The sequence below is a fragment of the Burkholderia crassaminum genome, from assembly GCF_964265005.1.
Classification (GTDB): Bacteria; Pseudomonadota; Gammaproteobacteria; order Burkholderiales; family Burkholderiaceae; genus Burkholderia.
The window spans coordinates 164459-181169 of the sequence record NZ_OZ183799.1 but is presented as its reverse complement, the minus strand read 5'-3'; the positions used below and the strand labels follow the sequence as shown (position 1 = coordinate 181169).

Here is a 16711-nt window from a genome sequence, read left to right as displayed (position 1 = left end):
TTTTATCAGGAGCATCCGATGAGCAACGTCCCGGCCGATCTGAAGTACACCGACGAACACGAGTGGATCCGCACTGAAGCCGACGGCACGCTGACGATCGGCATCACCGATCACGCGCAGAACACGCTCGGCGACATCGTCTTCCTCGAACTGCCGCCCGTCGGCAAGCAGGTGAAGGCAGGCGACGCGATCGGCGTCGTCGAATCCGTGAAAGCCGCGTCGGACATCTATTCGCCGGTGTCGGGCGAGGTGGTCGCGATCAACGCGGACGCAGTCGACACGCCGGAAGAGGTGAACAGCGACGCGTACGACACGTGGCTGTTCAAGATCAAGCTGGCGGCCGGTGCATCGACCGACAGCCTGCTCGACGCTGCCGCCTACAGCAAGCTGATCGACTAATTCCCTTACCCGAACTGCGCGCGGCCGGCCAGCCAGCCGGCTCGCGCGGGACCAGAGTCACGCCATGAAGCTCGAACACCCGGACCGCCTGATGAACCGCACGCCCCTCTCGCTCGCCGCGCTCGAAACGCACGACGCGTTCGCCGAACGCCACATCGGCCCCGACGCCGCCAGCCAGCAGGCCATGCTCGACACGCTCGGCTTCGCGTCGCGCGCCGCCCTGATGGACGCCGTGATCCCGGCCTCGATCCGCCGCGCCGAAACGCTGCCGCTCGGCCCGTTCGCGCAGCCGAAGAGCGAGGCCGAAGCCCTCGCCGCGCTGCGGGTTCTCGCGGACAAGAACCAGGTGTTCCGCTCGTATATCGGTCAGGGTTACCACGACACGCACACGCCGGCCGTCATCCTGCGCAACGTGCTCGAAAACCCGGCGTGGTACACGGCCTACACGCCGTACCAGCCCGAAATTTCCCAGGGCCGCCTCGAGGCGCTCCTGAACTTCCAGCAGATGGTCGCCGACCTCACGGGCCTCGCGATCTCGAACGCGTCGCTGCTCGATGAAGCCACCGCCGCGGCCGAAGCGATGACGCTGCTGCAGCGCACCGGCAAGCCGGCGTCGAACGTGTTCTACGTCGCCGACGACGTGCTGCCGCAAACGCTCGAAGTGATCCGCACGCGCGCGCTGCCGGTCGGCATCGAGGTCAAGACGGGCCCGGCCGCCGACGCCGCCCAATCGAATGCATTCGGCGTGCTGCTGCAGTACCCGGGCGTAAACGGCGACGTGCGCGACTACCGCGCGCTCACCGAAGCGATCCACGCGGCCGGCGGCCACGTGGTCGTCGCGGCCGACCTGCTCGCGCTGACCGTGCTGACGCCGCCCGGCGACTGGGGCGCGGACGTCGCGATCGGCAACACGCAGCGCTTCGGCGTGCCGATGGGCTTCGGCGGCCCGCACGCCGCGTATCTCGCGGTGCGTGACGAATTCAAGCGCCAGATGCCGGGCCGCCTCGTCGGCGTGACGGTCGACGCGCAGGGCAAGCCCGCGCTGCGCCTCGCGCTGCAGACGCGCGAACAGCACATCCGCCGCGAAAAGGCGACGTCGAACGTGTGTACCGCACAGGCGCTGCTCGCGATCATGGCCAGCATGTACGCGGTCTACCACGGCCCGCACGGCCTGAAGACGATCGCGCTGCGCGTGAATCGCATCGCGGCGCTGCTGGCCGCCGGCGTGAAGCAGCTCGGCTTCGCGACCGTCAACGACACGTTCTTCGACACGCTGACGATCGACACCGGCGCGCGCACCGCGCAGGTTCACGAATACGCGAAAGCCAAGCGCATCAACCTGCGCCGCGTGAGCGACACGCAAGTCGGCGTGTCGGTCGACGAAACGACGACGCGCGACGATCTCGCCGATCTCCTCGCCGTGTTCGCGCAAGCCGCGGGCGGCACCGCGCCGGCCGTCGAAGCCCTCGACGCAGGCCTCGCCGGCGTTGCCGCGCTGCCGGCCGGCCTCGAGCGCACGAGCGCGTACCTGACGCACCACGTGTTCAACCGCCACCATTCCGAAACCGAAATGCTGCGCTACCTGCGCAGCCTGTCGGACAAGGATCTCGCGCTCGACCGCTCGATGATCCCGCTCGGCTCGTGCACGATGAAGCTGAACGCGACGTCGGAAATGCTGCCGGTCACGTGGCCCGAGTTCGGCGGCATCCACCCGTTCGCACCGGCCGAGCAGACCGTCGGCTACCGCGAGATGATCGACCAGCTCGAGCAGATGCTCGTCGCGGCCACCGGCTACGCGGCCGTGTCGCTGCAGCCGAACGCGGGCTCGCAGGGCGAGTACGCGGGCCTGCTGATCATCCACGCGTACCACGCCTCGCGCGGCGAAGCCCACCGCGACGTGTGCCTGATCCCGGCATCGGCACACGGCACGAACCCGGCATCCGCACACATGGCCGGCATGAAGGTCGTGGTCGTTGCATGCGACGCGCAGGGCAACGTCGACATCGCCGACCTCAAGGCGAAGGCCGACGAGCACGCGAAGGACCTCGCGGCGATCATGATCACGTATCCGTCGACGCACGGCGTGTTCGAGCAGAACGTCCGCGAGATCTGCGAGATCGTCCATGCGCACGGCGGCCAGGTGTACGTCGACGGCGCGAACATGAACGCGATGGTCGGCCTGACCGCGCCGGGCCAGTTCGGCGGCGACGTGTCGCACCTGAACCTGCACAAGACCTTCTGCATCCCGCACGGCGGCGGCGGCCCGGGCGTCGGCCCGGTCGCCGTCGGTGCGCACCTCGCGAAGTTCCTGCCTAACCAGCGTTCGACCGGCTACGCGCGCGACGAAAGCGGCATCGGCGCGGTATCGGCTGCCCCGTACGGCTCGGCGTCGATCCTGCCGATCTCGTGGATGTACATCGCGATGATGGGCGCGAAGAACCTGACCGCCGCGACGGAAACCGCGATCCTCAACGCGAACTACATCGCGAAGCGCCTCGCGCCGCACTACCCGGTGCTGTATTCGGGCCCGGGCGGGCTGGTGGCGCACGAGTGCATTCTCGACCTGCGTCCGATCAAGGAATCGAGCGGCATCAGCGTCGACGACGTCGCGAAGCGCCTGATGGACTACGGCTTCCACGCGCCGACGATGAGCTTCCCGGTGCCGGGCACGCTGATGGTCGAGCCGACCGAATCGGAATCGCAGGAAGAACTCGACCGCTTCATCGCCGCGATGATCGCGATCCGCGACGAAATCCGTGCGGTCGAGGAAGGCCGCGCCGACCGCGAGGACAACCCGCTGCGTCACGCACCGCACACGGCGGCCGTCGTCACCGCGAACGAATGGCCGCACGCGTACTCGCGCGAGCAGGCCGCGTACCCGGTCGCGTCGCTCGGCACGAACAAGTACTGGCCGCCGGTCGGCCGCGCGGACAACGTCTACGGCGACCGCAACCTGTTCTGCTCGTGCGTACCGATGTCGGAATACGCATAACGCGCGCCAGGCCAGGAGCCGCCCGATGGTGACCGCACCGCACGCAACTCCGTGTTGCGTGCGGTTTTTTTGTTCGCCGCTCGAACCGGTTCACGTTCGTCCGCCAATCCGGCTAACATCACACGCGATCCAGCCAATGAAGGAGTTCCGCATGGTGCGTCCGATGTTTCCGGGCCATGGTGCAATGCAAAGGCGGCCGCGCACGCGCCGCTTCGTGCCGATGCTCGTCGCGTCGCTGTCGTTGGCCGCTGCCGGCCTCGGCGCGTCCGGCAGCGCGCGCGCGGCGATGAATTTCTGCGCGGCGCCGGCACTGCAGGCGAGCGAGACGACGCAGGCCGAGCCGGGCGTGCAGGCGCTGATCCGCAGCGTCGACGCACGCATCGGCGAGCAGCCGAAGGCGATGGCGCGCGTGCATACCGAGGGCACGCTGCCGCACGAAGGCATCTACGACCAGAGTGCCGCCGCGCTGAAGGATCTCGACCTGATGCGCGATGCCGCGCTCGCGTGGCGCGTGACGAACGCACCGCGCTACCTGCAGCTCGTCGACCGCTTCCTGTCCGCGTGGGTCGCGACCTACCAGCCGAGCTTCAACCCGATCGACGAAACGCGCTTCGAGAGCCTGATCGTCGCGTACGACATGACGGCAAGCGCGCTGCCGGTGAAGACCCGCAACGCGACGTCCGCGTTCATCGCGAAGCTCGGCGCCGGCTATGTCGCGCAGATCGACGCGCAGAAGCGCCCGCTTACCGGTACGTGGCGCAACAACTGGCAGAGCCACCGGATCAAGCTGATCGCGCTGTCCGCGTTCACGCTCGGCGATCGCAGGATGATGAACGCCGCGCAGCGGCTGTTCGTCGAGCATCTCGCCGACAACATCGGCCCGGACGGCAAGACGTGGGACTTCGAGGAACGCGATGCGCTGCACTACGCGGTCTACGACCTGCAGCCGCTGGTGACGGCCGCGCTCGCCGCGCGCCGCTTCAACCGCAACTGGCTGCGCGAGCGCGGCGCGAACGGCGCGACGCTCGCCGCCGCGCTCGACTGGCTCGTGCCGTACGCGCTCGGCGAGAAAACGCACGAGGAATTCGTGAATTCGCCGGTGCCGTTCGACGCGAAGCGCCGCGAAGCCGGCCTGCCGGGCTACACGGGGCAGTGGGACCCGAAAAACGCCACCGAACTCTTTCATCTGGCCGCGCGGCTCGACGGGCGCTATGCCCGCGTCGCGCAGCAACTATCCCCAACGCCGCCCGCATGGCTCGCCGCGTGCCTGCCATTGCAGGCGCGCTAGCACTACTCTTAAAGCAAGGCAGGAATCGAAATGGCAGTCAGCGTCTTTGACCTCTTCAAGATCGGCATCGGCCCGTCCAGTTCGCATACGGTCGGACCGATGCGCGCGGCGCTGATGTTCGTCCAGGGCCTCGAGCGCGACGGGATGCTCGATGCAACCGCCCACGTGAAGGTCGAGCTGTACGGCTCGCTCGGCGCCACCGGCAAGGGCCACGGCACCGACCGCGGCGTGATGCTCGGCCTGCTCGGCGACGCGCCCGACACCGTCGATCCCGAAACCATCGACGCGCGCCTGGAAGACATCCGCAAATCGAAGAAGCTCGCGCTGCTCGGCACGCATCCGGTGCCGTTCGTGCTGAAAGAGAACATCGCGTTCTACCGCCAGGCGCTGCCCGAGCATCCGAACGGGATGAAACTGCGCGCATCCGACGCGAACGGCGCGGTACTGGTCGAGCGCACCTACCTGTCGGTCGGCGGCGGCTTCGTCGTGACGGCCGGCGCGCCGAATACGAAGGTGCTGAGCGCGGCCGAGCAGATGACGCACCCGTTCCGCAGCGGCGCCGAGCTGCTCGCGCTGACCGAGTCGACCGGCAAGTCGATCGCGCAGCTGATGTGGGAAAACGAGCGCGCGTGGCACACCGAGGAACAGACGCGCGACGGGCTGCTGAAGATCTGGGCCGTGATGCAGTCGTGCGTGTCGCGCGGCTGCGGGATCGGCAACCCCGATGCCGACGGCAACCTGCCCGGCCCGTTCCAGGTCAAGCGCCGCGCGCCGCAGCTGTACCGCACGCTGACGGGCAGCCCGGAGCGCGCGCTGCAGGATCCGCTGTCGATGATCGACTGGATCAACCTGTACGCGATCGCGGTCAACGAGGAAAACGCGGCCGGCGGCCGCGTCGTCACCGCGCCGACCAACGGTGCGGCCGGCATCATCCCGGCCGTGCTGCACTACTACACGCGCTTCACGCCGGGCGCGAACGAGCAAGGCGTGATCGACTTCCTGCTCACGGCCGCCGCGATCGGCATTCTTTACAAGCTGAATGCGTCGATCTCGGGCGCAGAAGTCGGCTGCCAGGGCGAAGTGGGCGTCGCATGCTCGATGGCGGCCGGCGCGCTCGCGGCCGTGCTCGGCGGCACGCCGCACCAGGTCGAAAACGCGGCCGAAATCGGGATGGAACACAACCTCGGCCTGACCTGCGACCCGGTCGGCGGGATGGTGCAGATTCCGTGCATCGAGCGCAACGCGATGGCATCGGTGAAGGCCGTCAACGCGGCGCGCATGGCGCTGCGCGGCGACGGCTCACACTACGTGTCGCTCGACTCTGTGATCAAGACGATGCGCGAGACGGGTGCCGACATGAAGACGAAGTACAAGGAAACGTCGCGCGGCGGGCTCGCGGTGAATATCGTCGAGTGTTGAGGTAATGATGGCGGGCGGGCGGGCGCAGCTTCAAAGAGGCTCGCGCTCGCCCTGCCCGTGTTCGTCGAGTCTTTCCACCGTCATCCCTGCGTCGAATTGCGCGAATTTTGCCAGCACGCCGGATAACGGTCGTCTTGCCGGTCGAATACGAAGCTCGTCGCCGACACGCTCGATTTCGAGTGCGATATCGTCGCATTCATAGGCCAGTTCGTCGGGAATCGACACGGCCCAGGAATCGCCGATTCTGAATGGATGAATGGTATGCATGCGTATCGGACCCGAAATGTTCGATCCATGTTCCCTGCCGCCCGCCCACCCCGTTCCGACACTTTTCACCGGCCGGCGCACCGGCGCCCCGCCGACAGGCGTAAGCTGTACGTCCCGCTACCCAGGGAGACGGCAGCCCATGTCGCATTCCAAGGATCTCGAGCAGCCCGCCACCACCGGCGCGCGACTGCTCGTCGATGCGTTGCTCGCCAATCACGTCGAACGCGTGTTCTGCGTGCCGGGCGAGAGCTTCCTCGCCGTACTCGATGCGCTGGCGGACGACACCGCGCGTATCCAGACGGTCGTCTGCCGCCACGAGGCGGCCGCCGCGAACATGGCCGAGGCGGTCGGCAAGCTGACCGGCCACCCCGGCATCGCGTTCGTCACGCGCGGGCCCGGCGCGACCCATGCGTCGATCGGCGTGCACACCGCGTTCCAGGATTCGACGCCGATGATCCTGTTCGTCGGCCAGTGCGCGCGCGAGCACCTCGACCGCGAAGCCTTCCAGGAAATCGACTACCGGCGGATGTTCGGCCAGATGGCGAAATGGGTCGCGCAGATCGACGACCCGCGCCGCATTCCCGAATACCTGAGCCATGCATTCCACGTCGCGACGTCCGGCCGGCCCGGCCCGGTCGTGCTCGCGCTGCCGGAGGACGTGCTGTCCGAAGCATGCGCGCCGCAGCCCGTCGTGCCGGCCGCGAAACGCGTCGCGGCCGCGCCGTCGGCCGCGCAGATCGACGAGCTGCGCGAGCGGCTCGCGCGTGCGGAGCGACCGTTCGCGATCGTCGGCGGCAGCGGCTGGACGCCCGAAGCGTGCGCGAACCTGCGCACCTTCGTCGAGCGCTGGCAGTTGCCGGTGGCCTGTGCGTTCCGCTACCAGGACACGATCGACAACGCACACCCGAACTACGCGGGCGACGTCGGGCTCGGGATCAACCCCGCGCTCGCGAAGCGCATCCGCGACGCCGACCTGCTGCTCGTGATCGGGCCGCGCCTCGGCGAAGCGACGACCGGCGGCTACACGCTGCTCGACATCCCGAAGACACGCCAGACGCTGGTCCACGTGCACCAGGGCGCGGACGAGCTCGGCCGTGTGTATGCGGCCGACCTGCCGATCGTGTCCGGGATGCCCGAGATCGCCGCGCCGCTCGCCGCGCTCGAGCCGCCCGAACGTCCGGCATGGGCCGGCGCAGCTGCCGATGCGCATCGCGCGTATCGCGAATGGCATGCGCCGCTGCCGATGCCCGGCGACGTCCAGCTCGGCGACGTGATGGTGCAGTTGCGCGAGCGCCTGCCGCACGACGCGATCCTCACCAACGGCGCCGGCAACTATGCGATCTGGCTGCATCGCCACTTCGCGTACCGGCATTTCCGCTCGCAGCTCGCACCGACCAGCGGCGCGATGGGCTACGGGCTGCCGGCCGCGCTCGCCGCGAAGTCGCTGTATCCGTCGCGCGCCGTCGTCGCGCTTGCGGGCGACGGCTGCTTCATGATGGCCGGCAACGAGCTCGCGACCGCGATGCAGTACGGGCTGAACATCGTCGCGATCGTCGTCAACAACGGGCATTTCGGCACGATCCGCATGCATCAGGAGCGCAACTACCCGGGCCGCGTGCACGGCACGGGGCTCACGAATCCCGATTTCGCCGCGTATGCGCGCGCGTTCGGCGCGCATGGCGAGACCGTCGAGCGCACCGCCGATTTCGCGCCCGCGCTCGAACGCGCACTGACCTGCGGGCTGCCCGCGCTGATCGAGATCCGCATTCCGCAGGACGCCAGCACGCCGGCCGCGACCCTCGAACAGATCCGCGAACAGGGCCGCCGCGCGCGCGGCGGATGACAGTGGACACGCATGCCGCGCCGCCTGCCGTCGCGCTGTCGCACGACGACGCGCTCGCGCTCCCCGGCACGCTGCTCGCACCGGACGGCACGCTCGTCGCGCCTTACGACCTCGAGCACGGCGGCGCGCGTGCCGCCGGCCACGTGCCGGCCGCGCCCGCGCGCGGCCTGCTGCACGCCGCGCACCGGCCGTTCCGGCTCGACTATGGCGGCGCACGGCAGGTGCACGTGATCAACGGGATGGGTGTCACGCTCGGCGATTCGGTGATCGGGCTCACCGCCCTCGCCGCGCTGCGCGCCGCGCACCCGGGCCTGCGCTTCACGCTGTACCGGCCGGCCCGCGCGCCGCGCTACGTCGACACGCTGTATGCGCTCGCGGCCGACATCGTCGCGCCGTCGCGCGCGCTGCCCTACCCCGCCGACGCGCTGCCGGTGGATGCACCGTGCATCGACGTCGGCAATCACCTGTACTGGCCCGCGTTCGCGCGGCTGCCGATGATCGATTTCTTCCTGGATGCGCTCGGCGTGGAACCCGCATCGGTGCCGGCATCGGCCAAGCGCAACCGCTGGCTCGCGCGGCTGCCGTTGCCGGCATTGCCTGCGCAATGGCAGCGTCCGTATGTGCTGTTCTGCCCGAATGCGAGCACCGCCTTGCGCAGCGTGCCGCCTGCGCTCCGGGCAACGTTCGTCGAACAGCTCGCCCTGCGCTACGGATTGCCGGTGGCCGGGTTCGGGCCCGTCGCGCATCCCGCGTATGTCGACGTGAGCGCCGATGCGGCCGGCGATACGGCCCGGTTCATCGCATGGGTCAAGGGCGCCAGCCTGCTGTTCGCGCCCGACACGGCCGCGCTGCATCTCGCCGACGGTTTCGACGTGCCGACGCTCGGGTGCTTCACGACGATCGGGCCGGCGCTGCGTGTGCGCGACTATCCGCATTGCGTGCCGGTCGCGCTCGACGTGCCGGCCGAATTGCGCGGGCTGCATCGCAGCGAGCGACCGGCCGATCTCGCGGCGGTCGAAGCCGCTTACCGGGCAATCGACTGGAACGCGCTGGCCTGGCCCGCGCCGCGCAAAGTCGCGGCGACCGCCGCATAGGAAAACCGGACGCGAGCACCCACCGCGTGGCCGAAGGCGCAGTAGCGTGACCGCACCGCCTGAGCCTGAGCCTGAGCCTGAGCCTGAGCCTACGCCTGCGCCGAGGCCCGCACCTGAGCCGGACTCGCTCCGACTGCAGCCCGCGCGCTCACCCCACCGCCACCATCACCGCGCGCTCGCGCAGCGTCTCCGACGGCCGCTTGCCGAACAGCCGCCGGTAATCGGTCGCGAACTGGCTGAGATGCCAGAAGCCCCACGCCTCCGCCACGTCCTGCACCGACCCGGCCGCGCGACCGCACAGGTCGCGCCGCGCCCCGTTCAGCCGCAGCGTGCGCAGGTAGGTGGCGGGCGCCATGCCGAGCACGTCCTGGAAGCAGTACTGCAGCGTGCGGCGGCTCACGTGCAACTGCTCGCACAGCTCGGGCACGCCGACCGGGCGCGTGCGGTGCGCGAGCACGTAGTCACGTGCCTGTTCGACGATCCAGCGGCGCATCGACGGCGCCCGGCCGGTATCGTCGTCGGCCGGTTGCGCGCACACATCGAACAGCGCGGCCAGCACCTCGGCCTGCAGGTCGTCGCGCTGCGTGTCCGCCAGCGGGCCGGCCATCGCCACCGCCCCGTCGAGCCGGCGGCCGAGCAGCGCACACAGGTGCCCGAGCCGCGCATCGCCGACCTGCATCACGCGCTGCGTGAACAGCCGCTCGTCGAGCGCACGGCGTTCGACCTCCTCTGCATAGCGGCGCAGCACGTCGCCGCGCACGACGACGCCGTAGATCGAGAATTGCGCGGGCGTCACCAGTTCAAATTCGACGTTGCCGGGCCGGAACGCGAGCGCGCCGGGCCCGATGCGGCACGCATCGACACGCGCGGTGCCGTCGCTCACGACCGGGATGCCGAACCAGTACGCATCGCCGCGCACCTCGCACGCCTGGCGCAGCAGGTGGCTCGTCGATTCCCGGAACAGCTTCATCGTGTCGAGCGGCAGCTCGGTCAGCGTGCCGACGAAGCGGCCGGCCGCGAGCTGGTCGTAGGTCTGCCGCCAGCCGATCAGGTTGCGCGCCTGCTCGTCGGCGTCATGCGCGACGCTGACGACCGCCTGCCCGGCCAGCGCATCGTCGCCCTGCGCGTTGCGCCGCGTGTCCTCGGCCGTCGGTTCTTCGCTACACGCCACGTGTTGGTCCATCGTGTCCTCCCTCACCTGCCCGGAACCGCGCGTGTCACGCAAGTCCCGTGCCGAACCGCATGGCCCGGCGAACAACCCGTCATTCCACGCTATCCGGCCGGCGCGCGCGATACGGGCGCACCCGAAGGCGGCGTGCCGCGCACGCCGCCGGTGCGATCCGCGCTGCGACCGCGCATATCAACCGCTGCCGGCCACCGAATACCGCTACCAGGCCGGCTTCAGCCGTACGACCCGCGTGCCGCAATTGCCATACGCCTGAGCGACCGCCAGCTCGACGATCGCGCTTCCTGCCGGCCACGGTGCCGCGTCCGCTTCGGGCAAATCGGCACGCAGCGTGGCGCGGCCGTTGATCCGGTACCGGATGCCGCGCACGAAGTCGACGAACAGCAACCCGACACCGCTGCCGTCGCACAATGCGGCGTCGATCCGGCCGCCGTCGCCGAGAGCGGGCAACGCGAACCGCAGCGTCTTCGTGTCGATCACGCGGACGACCGGCAGCAGATCGCCGTCCGCATCACGCATGCTCGGCACGATGTCGCAGGTCACGGATGTGCGCGAGCCACATGCGGTGCCGACGAACATGAACGGCTGCGATTCGACGAACTGCCGCACGCCGATGCTCACGCGCGTCGTGACGACATCGCTCATCCGCTCGGCTTCGTCGGCGACGCCGAAGCGGTGCTGCGCGTCGAGTTCACCCGCGTGGAACACGGGGTGACGCGGAAAGGATCGGGGCGGTTCGGCCATGCTGGTTTTCGTTGCACGCATCGGCACACCGTGCCGCCGCGAGCGCGCGACTGCCGGTATCGTTTCCGGCGCCGACCGCGACGATGCACGGCCGGCGCCAGAGATCGGTTGTCGAAGTCGAAAATGGCGAAGTACCGGGAGAACGGATGGGCCGATGGCCGGCGCATCGCACCTGCATGCGCACCGCTCGACGGACGGGCAAACGTCACCCGGCCATCAAACGTTGAACGCAACCCGCGCGCGACGCACACCACCATCGAACCCCGGCTGTCGTACCGGCCGGCGCTGCTCCGCCGACCGGCCGCTCCCGGCGCTTTGCCACTGCGTTGACGACCCGGTCAGAAGAACCCGAGCGCCTCGGCCTGGTAGCTGACCAGCAGGCACTTCGTCTGCTGATAGTTCGACAGCGCCATCTTGTGCGTCTCGCGGCCGATCCCCGACTGCTTGTAGCCGCCGAACGCCGCATGCGCGGGATACAGGTGGTAGCAGTTGGTCCACACGCGACCGGCCTCGACCTCGCGGCCCATCCGGTACGCACGCGTGCCGTTGCGCGTCCACACACCCGCGCCGAGCCCGTAGAACGTGTCGTTCGCGAGTTCGATCGCGTCCGCCTCGTCCTTGAACGTCATCACCGACGCGACCGGCCCGAAGATCTCTTCCTGGAACACGCGCATCTTGTTGTTGCCGAGCAGCATCGTCGGCTTCACGTAGTAGCCCGTGCCGAGTTCCGCCGCCGGCGCCGTGCGCTCGCCGCCCGTCAGGCATTGCGCGCCTTCGCCGCGGCCGATGTCGATGTACGACAGGATCTTGTCGAGCTGCTGCTGCGACGCCTGCGCGCCGATCATCGTCTGCAGGTCGAGCGGGTGGCCGGCCTTGATGCGCTCGACGCGCGCGACGGCCTTCTCGATGAATTTCTCGTAGATCGATTCCTGGATCAGGATGCGCGACGGGCACGTGCACACTTCGCCCTGGTTCAGCGCGAACATCGCGAGCCCTTCGAGCGCCTTGTCGAGGAACGCATCGTCCTGGTCGAGCACGTCGGCGAAGAAGATGTTCGGGCTCTTGCCGCCCAGTTCGACCGTCGACGGGATCAGGCTGTCGGCCGCCGCGCGCAGGATGTGCTTGCCGACCGGCGTCGAGCCGGTGAACGCGATCTTCGCGATCCGCTTGCTGGTCGCGAGCGCCTCGCCCGCTTCCTTGCCGAAGCCGTTCACGATGTTGATCGTGCCGGCCGGGAACAGGTCGCCGATCAGCTCCATCAGCACGAGCACCGACGCGGGCGTCTGCTCGGCCGGCTTCATCACGACGCAGCAGCCGGCCGCGAGCGCCGGCGCGAGCTTCCATGCGGCCATCAGCAGCGGGAAGTTCCACGGGATGATCTGGCCGACGACGCCGAGCGGCTCGTGGAAGTGATACGCGACGGTGTTGTCGTCGATCTCGGAAATGCCGCCTTCCTGCGCGCGGATGCAGCCCGCGAAATAGCGGAAGTGGTCGACCGCGAGCGGCAGGTCGGCCGCCATCGTCTCGCGCAGCGGCTTGCCGTTGTCGATGGTTTCGGCCACGGCCAGCAGCTTCAGGTTCTTTTCCATCCGGTCGGCGGCGGCGAGCAGCAGGTTCGCACGCTCCGCGACGGACGTCTTGCCCCACTTGCGGCGCGCGGCATGCGCGGCGTCGAGCGCCAGCTCGATATCGTCGGCGCCCGAGCGCGGCACGCGACAGAACGGCTGGCCGTTGATCGGTGATACGTTCTCGAAGTACTCACCCTTCACCGGCGGGACCCACTTGCCGCCGATGTAGTTGTCGTATTGCTGACGGTACGGGTATTCGACGTCGAGGCCCAGTTGCTTCAGGTCAAACGGGTTCATGCATGTCTCCTGTTCATCGTGCTTGTGTGAGTACAGCGCCGGTTGGAATGCGCTGCCCCCGTTTACGCAACATGCGTGCCAAAGAGGACGGAAACACGGCGACCACGGCCGGCCCGCGTGCGTACCGTGCCGTGTTCACTCGCGCAGCACGACGGGTGTGCCGATTCTGAACAGCGCGATTGCGCAGCAGCCGGGCCGGTGTTCGACATTTCCACAGTGCGCACGCGCGCCGGTGTTCTGATGCCGGCCGCGACACGTGGCATGTCGCTTGCGTGCGCATCACGCATTCCCACGCAACGGCGCGTGCGCCGACCGACACCATGAGCGACCGCGGCCCCCTGACCGACGACGCCATCGCGTTCATCCGCGAGCAGGCGTTCCTGATCGTCGCGACCGCCGACGAAGGTGGCAACAGCGACTGCTCGTACCGCGGCCGCCAGCCACGCGCAGACGGCTCGTTCGAGCCGCTCGTCGACATGCCCGACCGCCGCACGCTCGTGCTGCCCGACTTCGCGGGCAACAACCTGTTCAACACGATCGGCAACCTGCTCGTGAATCCGGCCGTCGCGCTGCTGTTCGTCGATTTCGTGCGCCAGACGACCTGGCTCGTGCAGGGCCGCGCGACGATCGACGAAGATGCGGAAAGCCACGCTCACGTGTGGCCGGACGCGCGGCGCTATGTGGTGGTTGAAGTGGAACAGGCGCAGGCACGCGCGGATGCGGCGCTGCCGCCGCTGGTGCTGGCGTGATGCGCGTGATGTGCGTGATGTGCGTGATGTGCGTGATGCGCATTGAGGATTTTCGGCGTGCGGATGCGGCGATGACGCATTGAGGCGGCGCTCCGGCTGCCGCGACCGAAGCGCACACGCCCGTGCGCGGCGACGCGACGCTCAACGCCCGTGCGCCTCCGTACAAGCCACGTCGATCCGGCTGCGCACCGGCACGTCGGCATGTGCGTGCCCGTCGGTGTCGTCGCCCCCTTCGGCAGCCGCTCGCCGCCCGCCGAGGAACACGAACACCACCACCGCACACAGCACGGTGACGACCGCCAGCCCGATCAGCAACCGGTCGAACGCATGCGTGTAACTCGCCAGCAGCGCCGCGTGCCCGACACCCGGCAGCGCAGCCGCCGCGCCCGCGAGATCGCCGGTCGCGAGCCGCGCGGCCGCACGCAGCGTCGCGTCGGGCGTGCCGGCGGCGCCGGCCGCCTGTCGCAGCCCCGTCTGCGCGAGCGCGGCCAAGATGGCGCCGACGATCGCGAGCGCGATCCCCTCGCCGGCCACGCGCGTCGTGCTGAAGATTCCCGTCGCCATCCCCGCGCGCTCCTTCGGCACGACGCTCACCGACAACCCGTCCATCAGCCCCCAAGGCATGCCTGCGCCGACGCCGATCGCAAGCATCGGCGCGATCGCCGCCGGCCCCGCGCCGCCGCGCAGCGCGACGCCCAGCCACACGAGCCCGGCCGCCGCGATCAGCAGCCCGAGCCCCGAGATCACGCCGGCCGACAGCCAGCGCGTGAGCGTCGCCGCGACGAGCGGCACGACCAGCATCGGCGCGGAAATCGCGAGCATCAGCCAGCCGGCGTCGATCTCGCTGAAGCCGTCGATGCCGATGAAGCGCAGCGGCAGCACGACGAGCAGCACGATGTAGCAGCAGCAGGTCGACACCGGCAACACCTGCACGCCGACGAAGCGCGCGATCCGGAACAGCGACAGGTCGAGCATCGGCCGCGCAACCCGCGTCTCGATCGCCACGAACGCGCAGGCGCCGAGCGCCGCGCCGGCCAGCAGCGCGATCACGAGCGCGTCCGACCAGCCGCGCGCGGGCGCCTCGATCACGCCGAACGTGAACAGCGTCAGCGCGGTGGTAAACGCCACCGTGCCGGGCCAGTCGAGCCCCGTCGCATGCGGGTCGCGCGACTCGTGCATGCGCGGCAGCCCGAAGCCGAGCGACAGGCCGCCGGCCACCGCGCTCGTCGCAAAGATCGCGCGCCAGCCGGCATGCCCGATCAGCGCGCCGGCCAGCACGGGCCCGAACGCGAGCCCGATGCCGAAGGTCGTGCCGAGCAGACTGAATGCACGCGTGCGCGCCGCGCCGTCGAACTCCTGCGCGAGCGCGGCCGTGCCGCCCGCGAGCGCCGCGGCTGCCGCGAGACCCTGTGCGGCGCGCAGCAGGTCGACCGCGAGCATCGACGGCGCGAACGCGAGCGCGACCGACATCAGCGTGAAGCCGCCGACGCCGATCGCGAACACGCGCTTGCGGCCGAACTGGTCGGCCAGCGCGCCCGCCGCCATCAGGAAGCTGCCGAACGCGAGCATGAACGCGTTGGTGATCCAGTTCATCGCGACCGTGCCGCCGTGCAGGTCGCGGCCGATCGCGGGCGTCGCGACCGCGCCGCCCGAAAACGACAGCGGCAGCGCGACGGCGGCCATGCAGACGGCGGCCAGCACCCACGCGCGCCGGCGTGCCGACTGCGTTGAAGCGGCTGAAACAGGCTGATCCATCATCGCTCCTCGAAAAGCCGGCGCGGATGCGCCGTCAGAGCGACAGAAGATAAATCCGATTCAATTCGCGAAAAACCACGCGAAGCTCCACATATAACGGACTAAAATTCCGCAATTCACGTCACTGCGTGCATCGTCGCGCGCACTTCGATTCGATGGAAAACCTGACCGGCATCGTCGCGTTCGTCCGCACCGCCGAAGCGCTGAGCTTCGTCGCGGCGGGCCGCGCGCTCGGCATCTCGGCGTCGGCGGTCGGCAAGACGATCGCGAAACTCGAGCAGTCGCTCGGCGTGCGCCTGTTCAACCGCACGACCCGGCGCGTCACGCTCACCGAGGAGGGGCGGCACTTCCACGAACGCTGCCAGCGGATCCTCGAGGATTTCCGCGACGCGGAAGCGACCGTCACAGCCTCCGCGCAGCGCCCGCGCGGCAAGCTGCGCGTAAGCCTGCCGGTGATCGGCTACCGGTTCCTGCTGCCGGTGCTGCCCGAATTCCGGCAGCGCTACCCGGACGTCGAGCTCGATCTCGATTTCAACGACCGGATGGTGGATGTCGTCGAAGGCGGGTTCGACGCGGTGATCCGCAGCGGGCCGCTGTCCGATTCGAGCCTGATGTCGCGGCGGCTCGGCCCGTTCGCGTTCGTGCTGTGCGCGACGCCCGCGTATCTCGCGCAGGCCGGCACGCCGCGCACGCCGCGCGACCTCGAAGCGCACGACTGCGTGCGCTACTGCTTCCCGACCACCGGCAAGCTGCAGGACTGGGCGCTCGCGGCCGACGACGGCACGCCGCTGAAGCTGCGCACCGCGATGACCTGCAACAACATGGAAGCGCTGCGCGGCACCGTGCTCGCGGGGCTCGGCATCGGCTACATGCCCGACTTCCTCGCGCGCGACGCGCTCGAACACGGCACACTCGTCACCGTGCTCGACGACTACCGGATCGCACCGGGGCAATTCTCGATCGTGTGGCCGTCGAGCCGGCAGCTGTCGCCGAAGCTGCGCGTGTTCGTCGATTTTCTGTGCGAGCGGCTGTTCAGGTAGCCGGGTAGCGGGCACCTCGACGGCCGCCCTCGTGCCGCGCGAACGACACGCAACCCGCCACGCGGCAGCG

The 16711-nt window shown here is 69.3% G+C and carries 13 protein-coding genes; 8 read left to right on the top strand and 5 right to left on the bottom strand.

Going from position 1 to position 16711, the window contains the following annotated elements:
- Window positions 1–18 precede the first annotated feature (18 nt).
- The 4 genes from gcvH to ACPTTF_RS00735 all read left to right on the top strand — a co-directional run bounded on the left by gcvH (window position 19) and on the right by ACPTTF_RS00735 (window position 6098).
- Window positions 19–399: a glycine cleavage system protein GcvH gene (gene gcvH, locus ACPTTF_RS00750; protein ID WP_059232767.1), complete on the top strand. Its 381-nt coding sequence runs from the start codon at window positions 19–21 to the stop codon at window positions 397–399.
- 64 nt (window positions 400–463) lie between these two features.
- A complete protein-coding gene (gene gcvP / locus ACPTTF_RS00745; protein WP_423370010.1) occupies window positions 464–3391 on the top strand; it encodes an aminomethyl-transferring glycine dehydrogenase in 2928 nt (975 codons plus the stop codon).
- A 151-nt stretch (window positions 3392–3542) separates the two neighbouring features.
- A complete protein-coding gene (locus ACPTTF_RS00740) occupies window positions 3543–4679 on the top strand; it encodes an alginate lyase family protein (RefSeq protein ID WP_423370009.1) in 1137 nt (378 codons plus the stop codon).
- 30 nt (window positions 4680–4709) lie between these two features.
- A complete protein-coding gene (locus tag ACPTTF_RS00735) occupies window positions 4710–6098 on the top strand; it encodes an L-serine ammonia-lyase (RefSeq protein ID WP_423370008.1) in 1389 nt (462 codons plus the stop codon).
- Window positions 6099–6128: 30 nt separating this feature from the next.
- Here the strand turns inward: ACPTTF_RS00735 and ACPTTF_RS00730 are convergent, their stop codons facing one another.
- Window positions 6129–6365: an AbrB family transcriptional regulator gene (locus ACPTTF_RS00730; RefSeq protein WP_243771799.1), complete on the bottom strand. Its 237-nt coding sequence runs from the start codon at window positions 6363–6365 to the stop codon at window positions 6129–6131.
- A 139-nt stretch (window positions 6366–6504) separates the two neighbouring features.
- Between ACPTTF_RS00730 and ACPTTF_RS00725 the strand changes: the two genes are divergently transcribed.
- Window positions 6505–8208, top strand: coding sequence for a thiamine pyrophosphate-binding protein (locus tag ACPTTF_RS00725; protein WP_423370007.1), 1704 nt, complete (start codon window positions 6505–6507; stop codon window positions 8206–8208).
- The gene (locus ACPTTF_RS00720; protein WP_423370006.1) at window positions 8205–9302 is read left to right on the top strand and encodes an ADP-heptose--LPS heptosyltransferase; all 1098 of its coding nucleotides are present in this window, start codon (window positions 8205–8207) and stop codon (window positions 9300–9302) included. The genes ACPTTF_RS00725 and ACPTTF_RS00720 overlap by 4 nt, the downstream gene beginning before the upstream one ends.
- A gap of 148 nt (window positions 9303–9450) precedes the next feature.
- Here the strand turns inward: ACPTTF_RS00720 and ACPTTF_RS00715 are convergent, their stop codons facing one another.
- From ACPTTF_RS00715 to ACPTTF_RS00705, 3 genes are all read right to left on the bottom strand, one after another.
- Window positions 9451–10485: a helix-turn-helix domain-containing protein gene (locus ACPTTF_RS00715; RefSeq protein WP_423370005.1), complete on the bottom strand. Its 1035-nt coding sequence runs from the start codon at window positions 10483–10485 to the stop codon at window positions 9451–9453.
- A 204-nt stretch (window positions 10486–10689) separates the two neighbouring features.
- Complete coding sequence (locus tag ACPTTF_RS00710) at window positions 10690–11232, bottom strand: hypothetical protein (RefSeq protein WP_423370004.1); 543 nt, start codon at window positions 11230–11232, stop codon at window positions 10690–10692.
- A 338-nt stretch (window positions 11233–11570) separates the two neighbouring features.
- Entirely contained in the window at window positions 11571–13097 is a 1527-nt protein-coding gene (locus tag ACPTTF_RS00705) for an acetaldehyde dehydrogenase ExaC (RefSeq protein ID WP_166963843.1), read from the bottom strand.
- 320 nt (window positions 13098–13417) lie between these two features.
- Between ACPTTF_RS00705 and ACPTTF_RS00700 the strand changes: the two genes are divergently transcribed.
- Window positions 13418–13846 (top strand): pyridoxamine 5'-phosphate oxidase family protein, encoded by a 429-nt coding sequence (locus ACPTTF_RS00700; RefSeq protein WP_423370003.1) that lies wholly within the window; start codon window positions 13418–13420, stop codon window positions 13844–13846.
- A gap of 141 nt (window positions 13847–13987) precedes the next feature.
- Here ACPTTF_RS00700 and ACPTTF_RS00695 read toward each other — a convergent pair whose 3' ends face one another.
- Window positions 13988–15601, bottom strand: coding sequence for an MFS transporter (locus tag ACPTTF_RS00695; RefSeq protein WP_423370002.1), 1614 nt, complete (start codon window positions 15599–15601; stop codon window positions 13988–13990).
- A gap of 155 nt (window positions 15602–15756) precedes the next feature.
- Here ACPTTF_RS00695 and ACPTTF_RS00690 point away from each other — a divergent pair, with 155 nt between their 5' ends.
- Entirely contained in the window at window positions 15757–16641 is an 885-nt protein-coding gene (locus ACPTTF_RS00690; protein WP_423370001.1) for a LysR family transcriptional regulator, read from the top strand.
- The last annotated feature ends 70 nt before the right edge of the window (window positions 16642–16711 follow it).

Coding starts and splice junctions, on each gene's coding strand:
- gcvH (WP_059232767.1), top strand. CDS start 19: ATGAGCAACGTCCCGGCCGATCTGAAGTACACCGACGAACACGAGTGG.
- gcvP (WP_423370010.1), top strand. CDS start 464: ATGAAGCTCGAACACCCGGACCGCCTGATGAACCGCACGCCCCTCTCG.
- ACPTTF_RS00740 (WP_423370009.1), top strand. CDS start 3,543: ATGGTGCGTCCGATGTTTCCGGGCCATGGTGCAATGCAAAGGCGGCCG.
- ACPTTF_RS00735 (WP_423370008.1), top strand. CDS start 4,710: ATGGCAGTCAGCGTCTTTGACCTCTTCAAGATCGGCATCGGCCCGTCC.
- ACPTTF_RS00730 (WP_243771799.1), bottom strand. CDS start 6,365: ATGCATACCATTCATCCATTCAGAATCGGCGATTCCTGGGCCGTGTCG.
- ACPTTF_RS00725 (WP_423370007.1), top strand. CDS start 6,505: ATGTCGCATTCCAAGGATCTCGAGCAGCCCGCCACCACCGGCGCGCGA.
- ACPTTF_RS00720 (WP_423370006.1), top strand. CDS start 8,205: ATGACAGTGGACACGCATGCCGCGCCGCCTGCCGTCGCGCTGTCGCAC.
- ACPTTF_RS00715 (WP_423370005.1), bottom strand. CDS start 10,485: ATGGACCAACACGTGGCGTGTAGCGAAGAACCGACGGCCGAGGACACG.
- ACPTTF_RS00710 (WP_423370004.1), bottom strand. CDS start 11,232: ATGGCCGAACCGCCCCGATCCTTTCCGCGTCACCCCGTGTTCCACGCG.
- ACPTTF_RS00705 (WP_166963843.1), bottom strand. CDS start 13,097: ATGAACCCGTTTGACCTGAAGCAACTGGGCCTCGACGTCGAATACCCG.
- ACPTTF_RS00700 (WP_423370003.1), top strand. CDS start 13,418: ATGAGCGACCGCGGCCCCCTGACCGACGACGCCATCGCGTTCATCCGC.
- ACPTTF_RS00695 (WP_423370002.1), bottom strand. CDS start 15,601: ATGGATCAGCCTGTTTCAGCCGCTTCAACGCAGTCGGCACGCCGGCGC.
- ACPTTF_RS00690 (WP_423370001.1), top strand. CDS start 15,757: ATGGAAAACCTGACCGGCATCGTCGCGTTCGTCCGCACCGCCGAAGCG.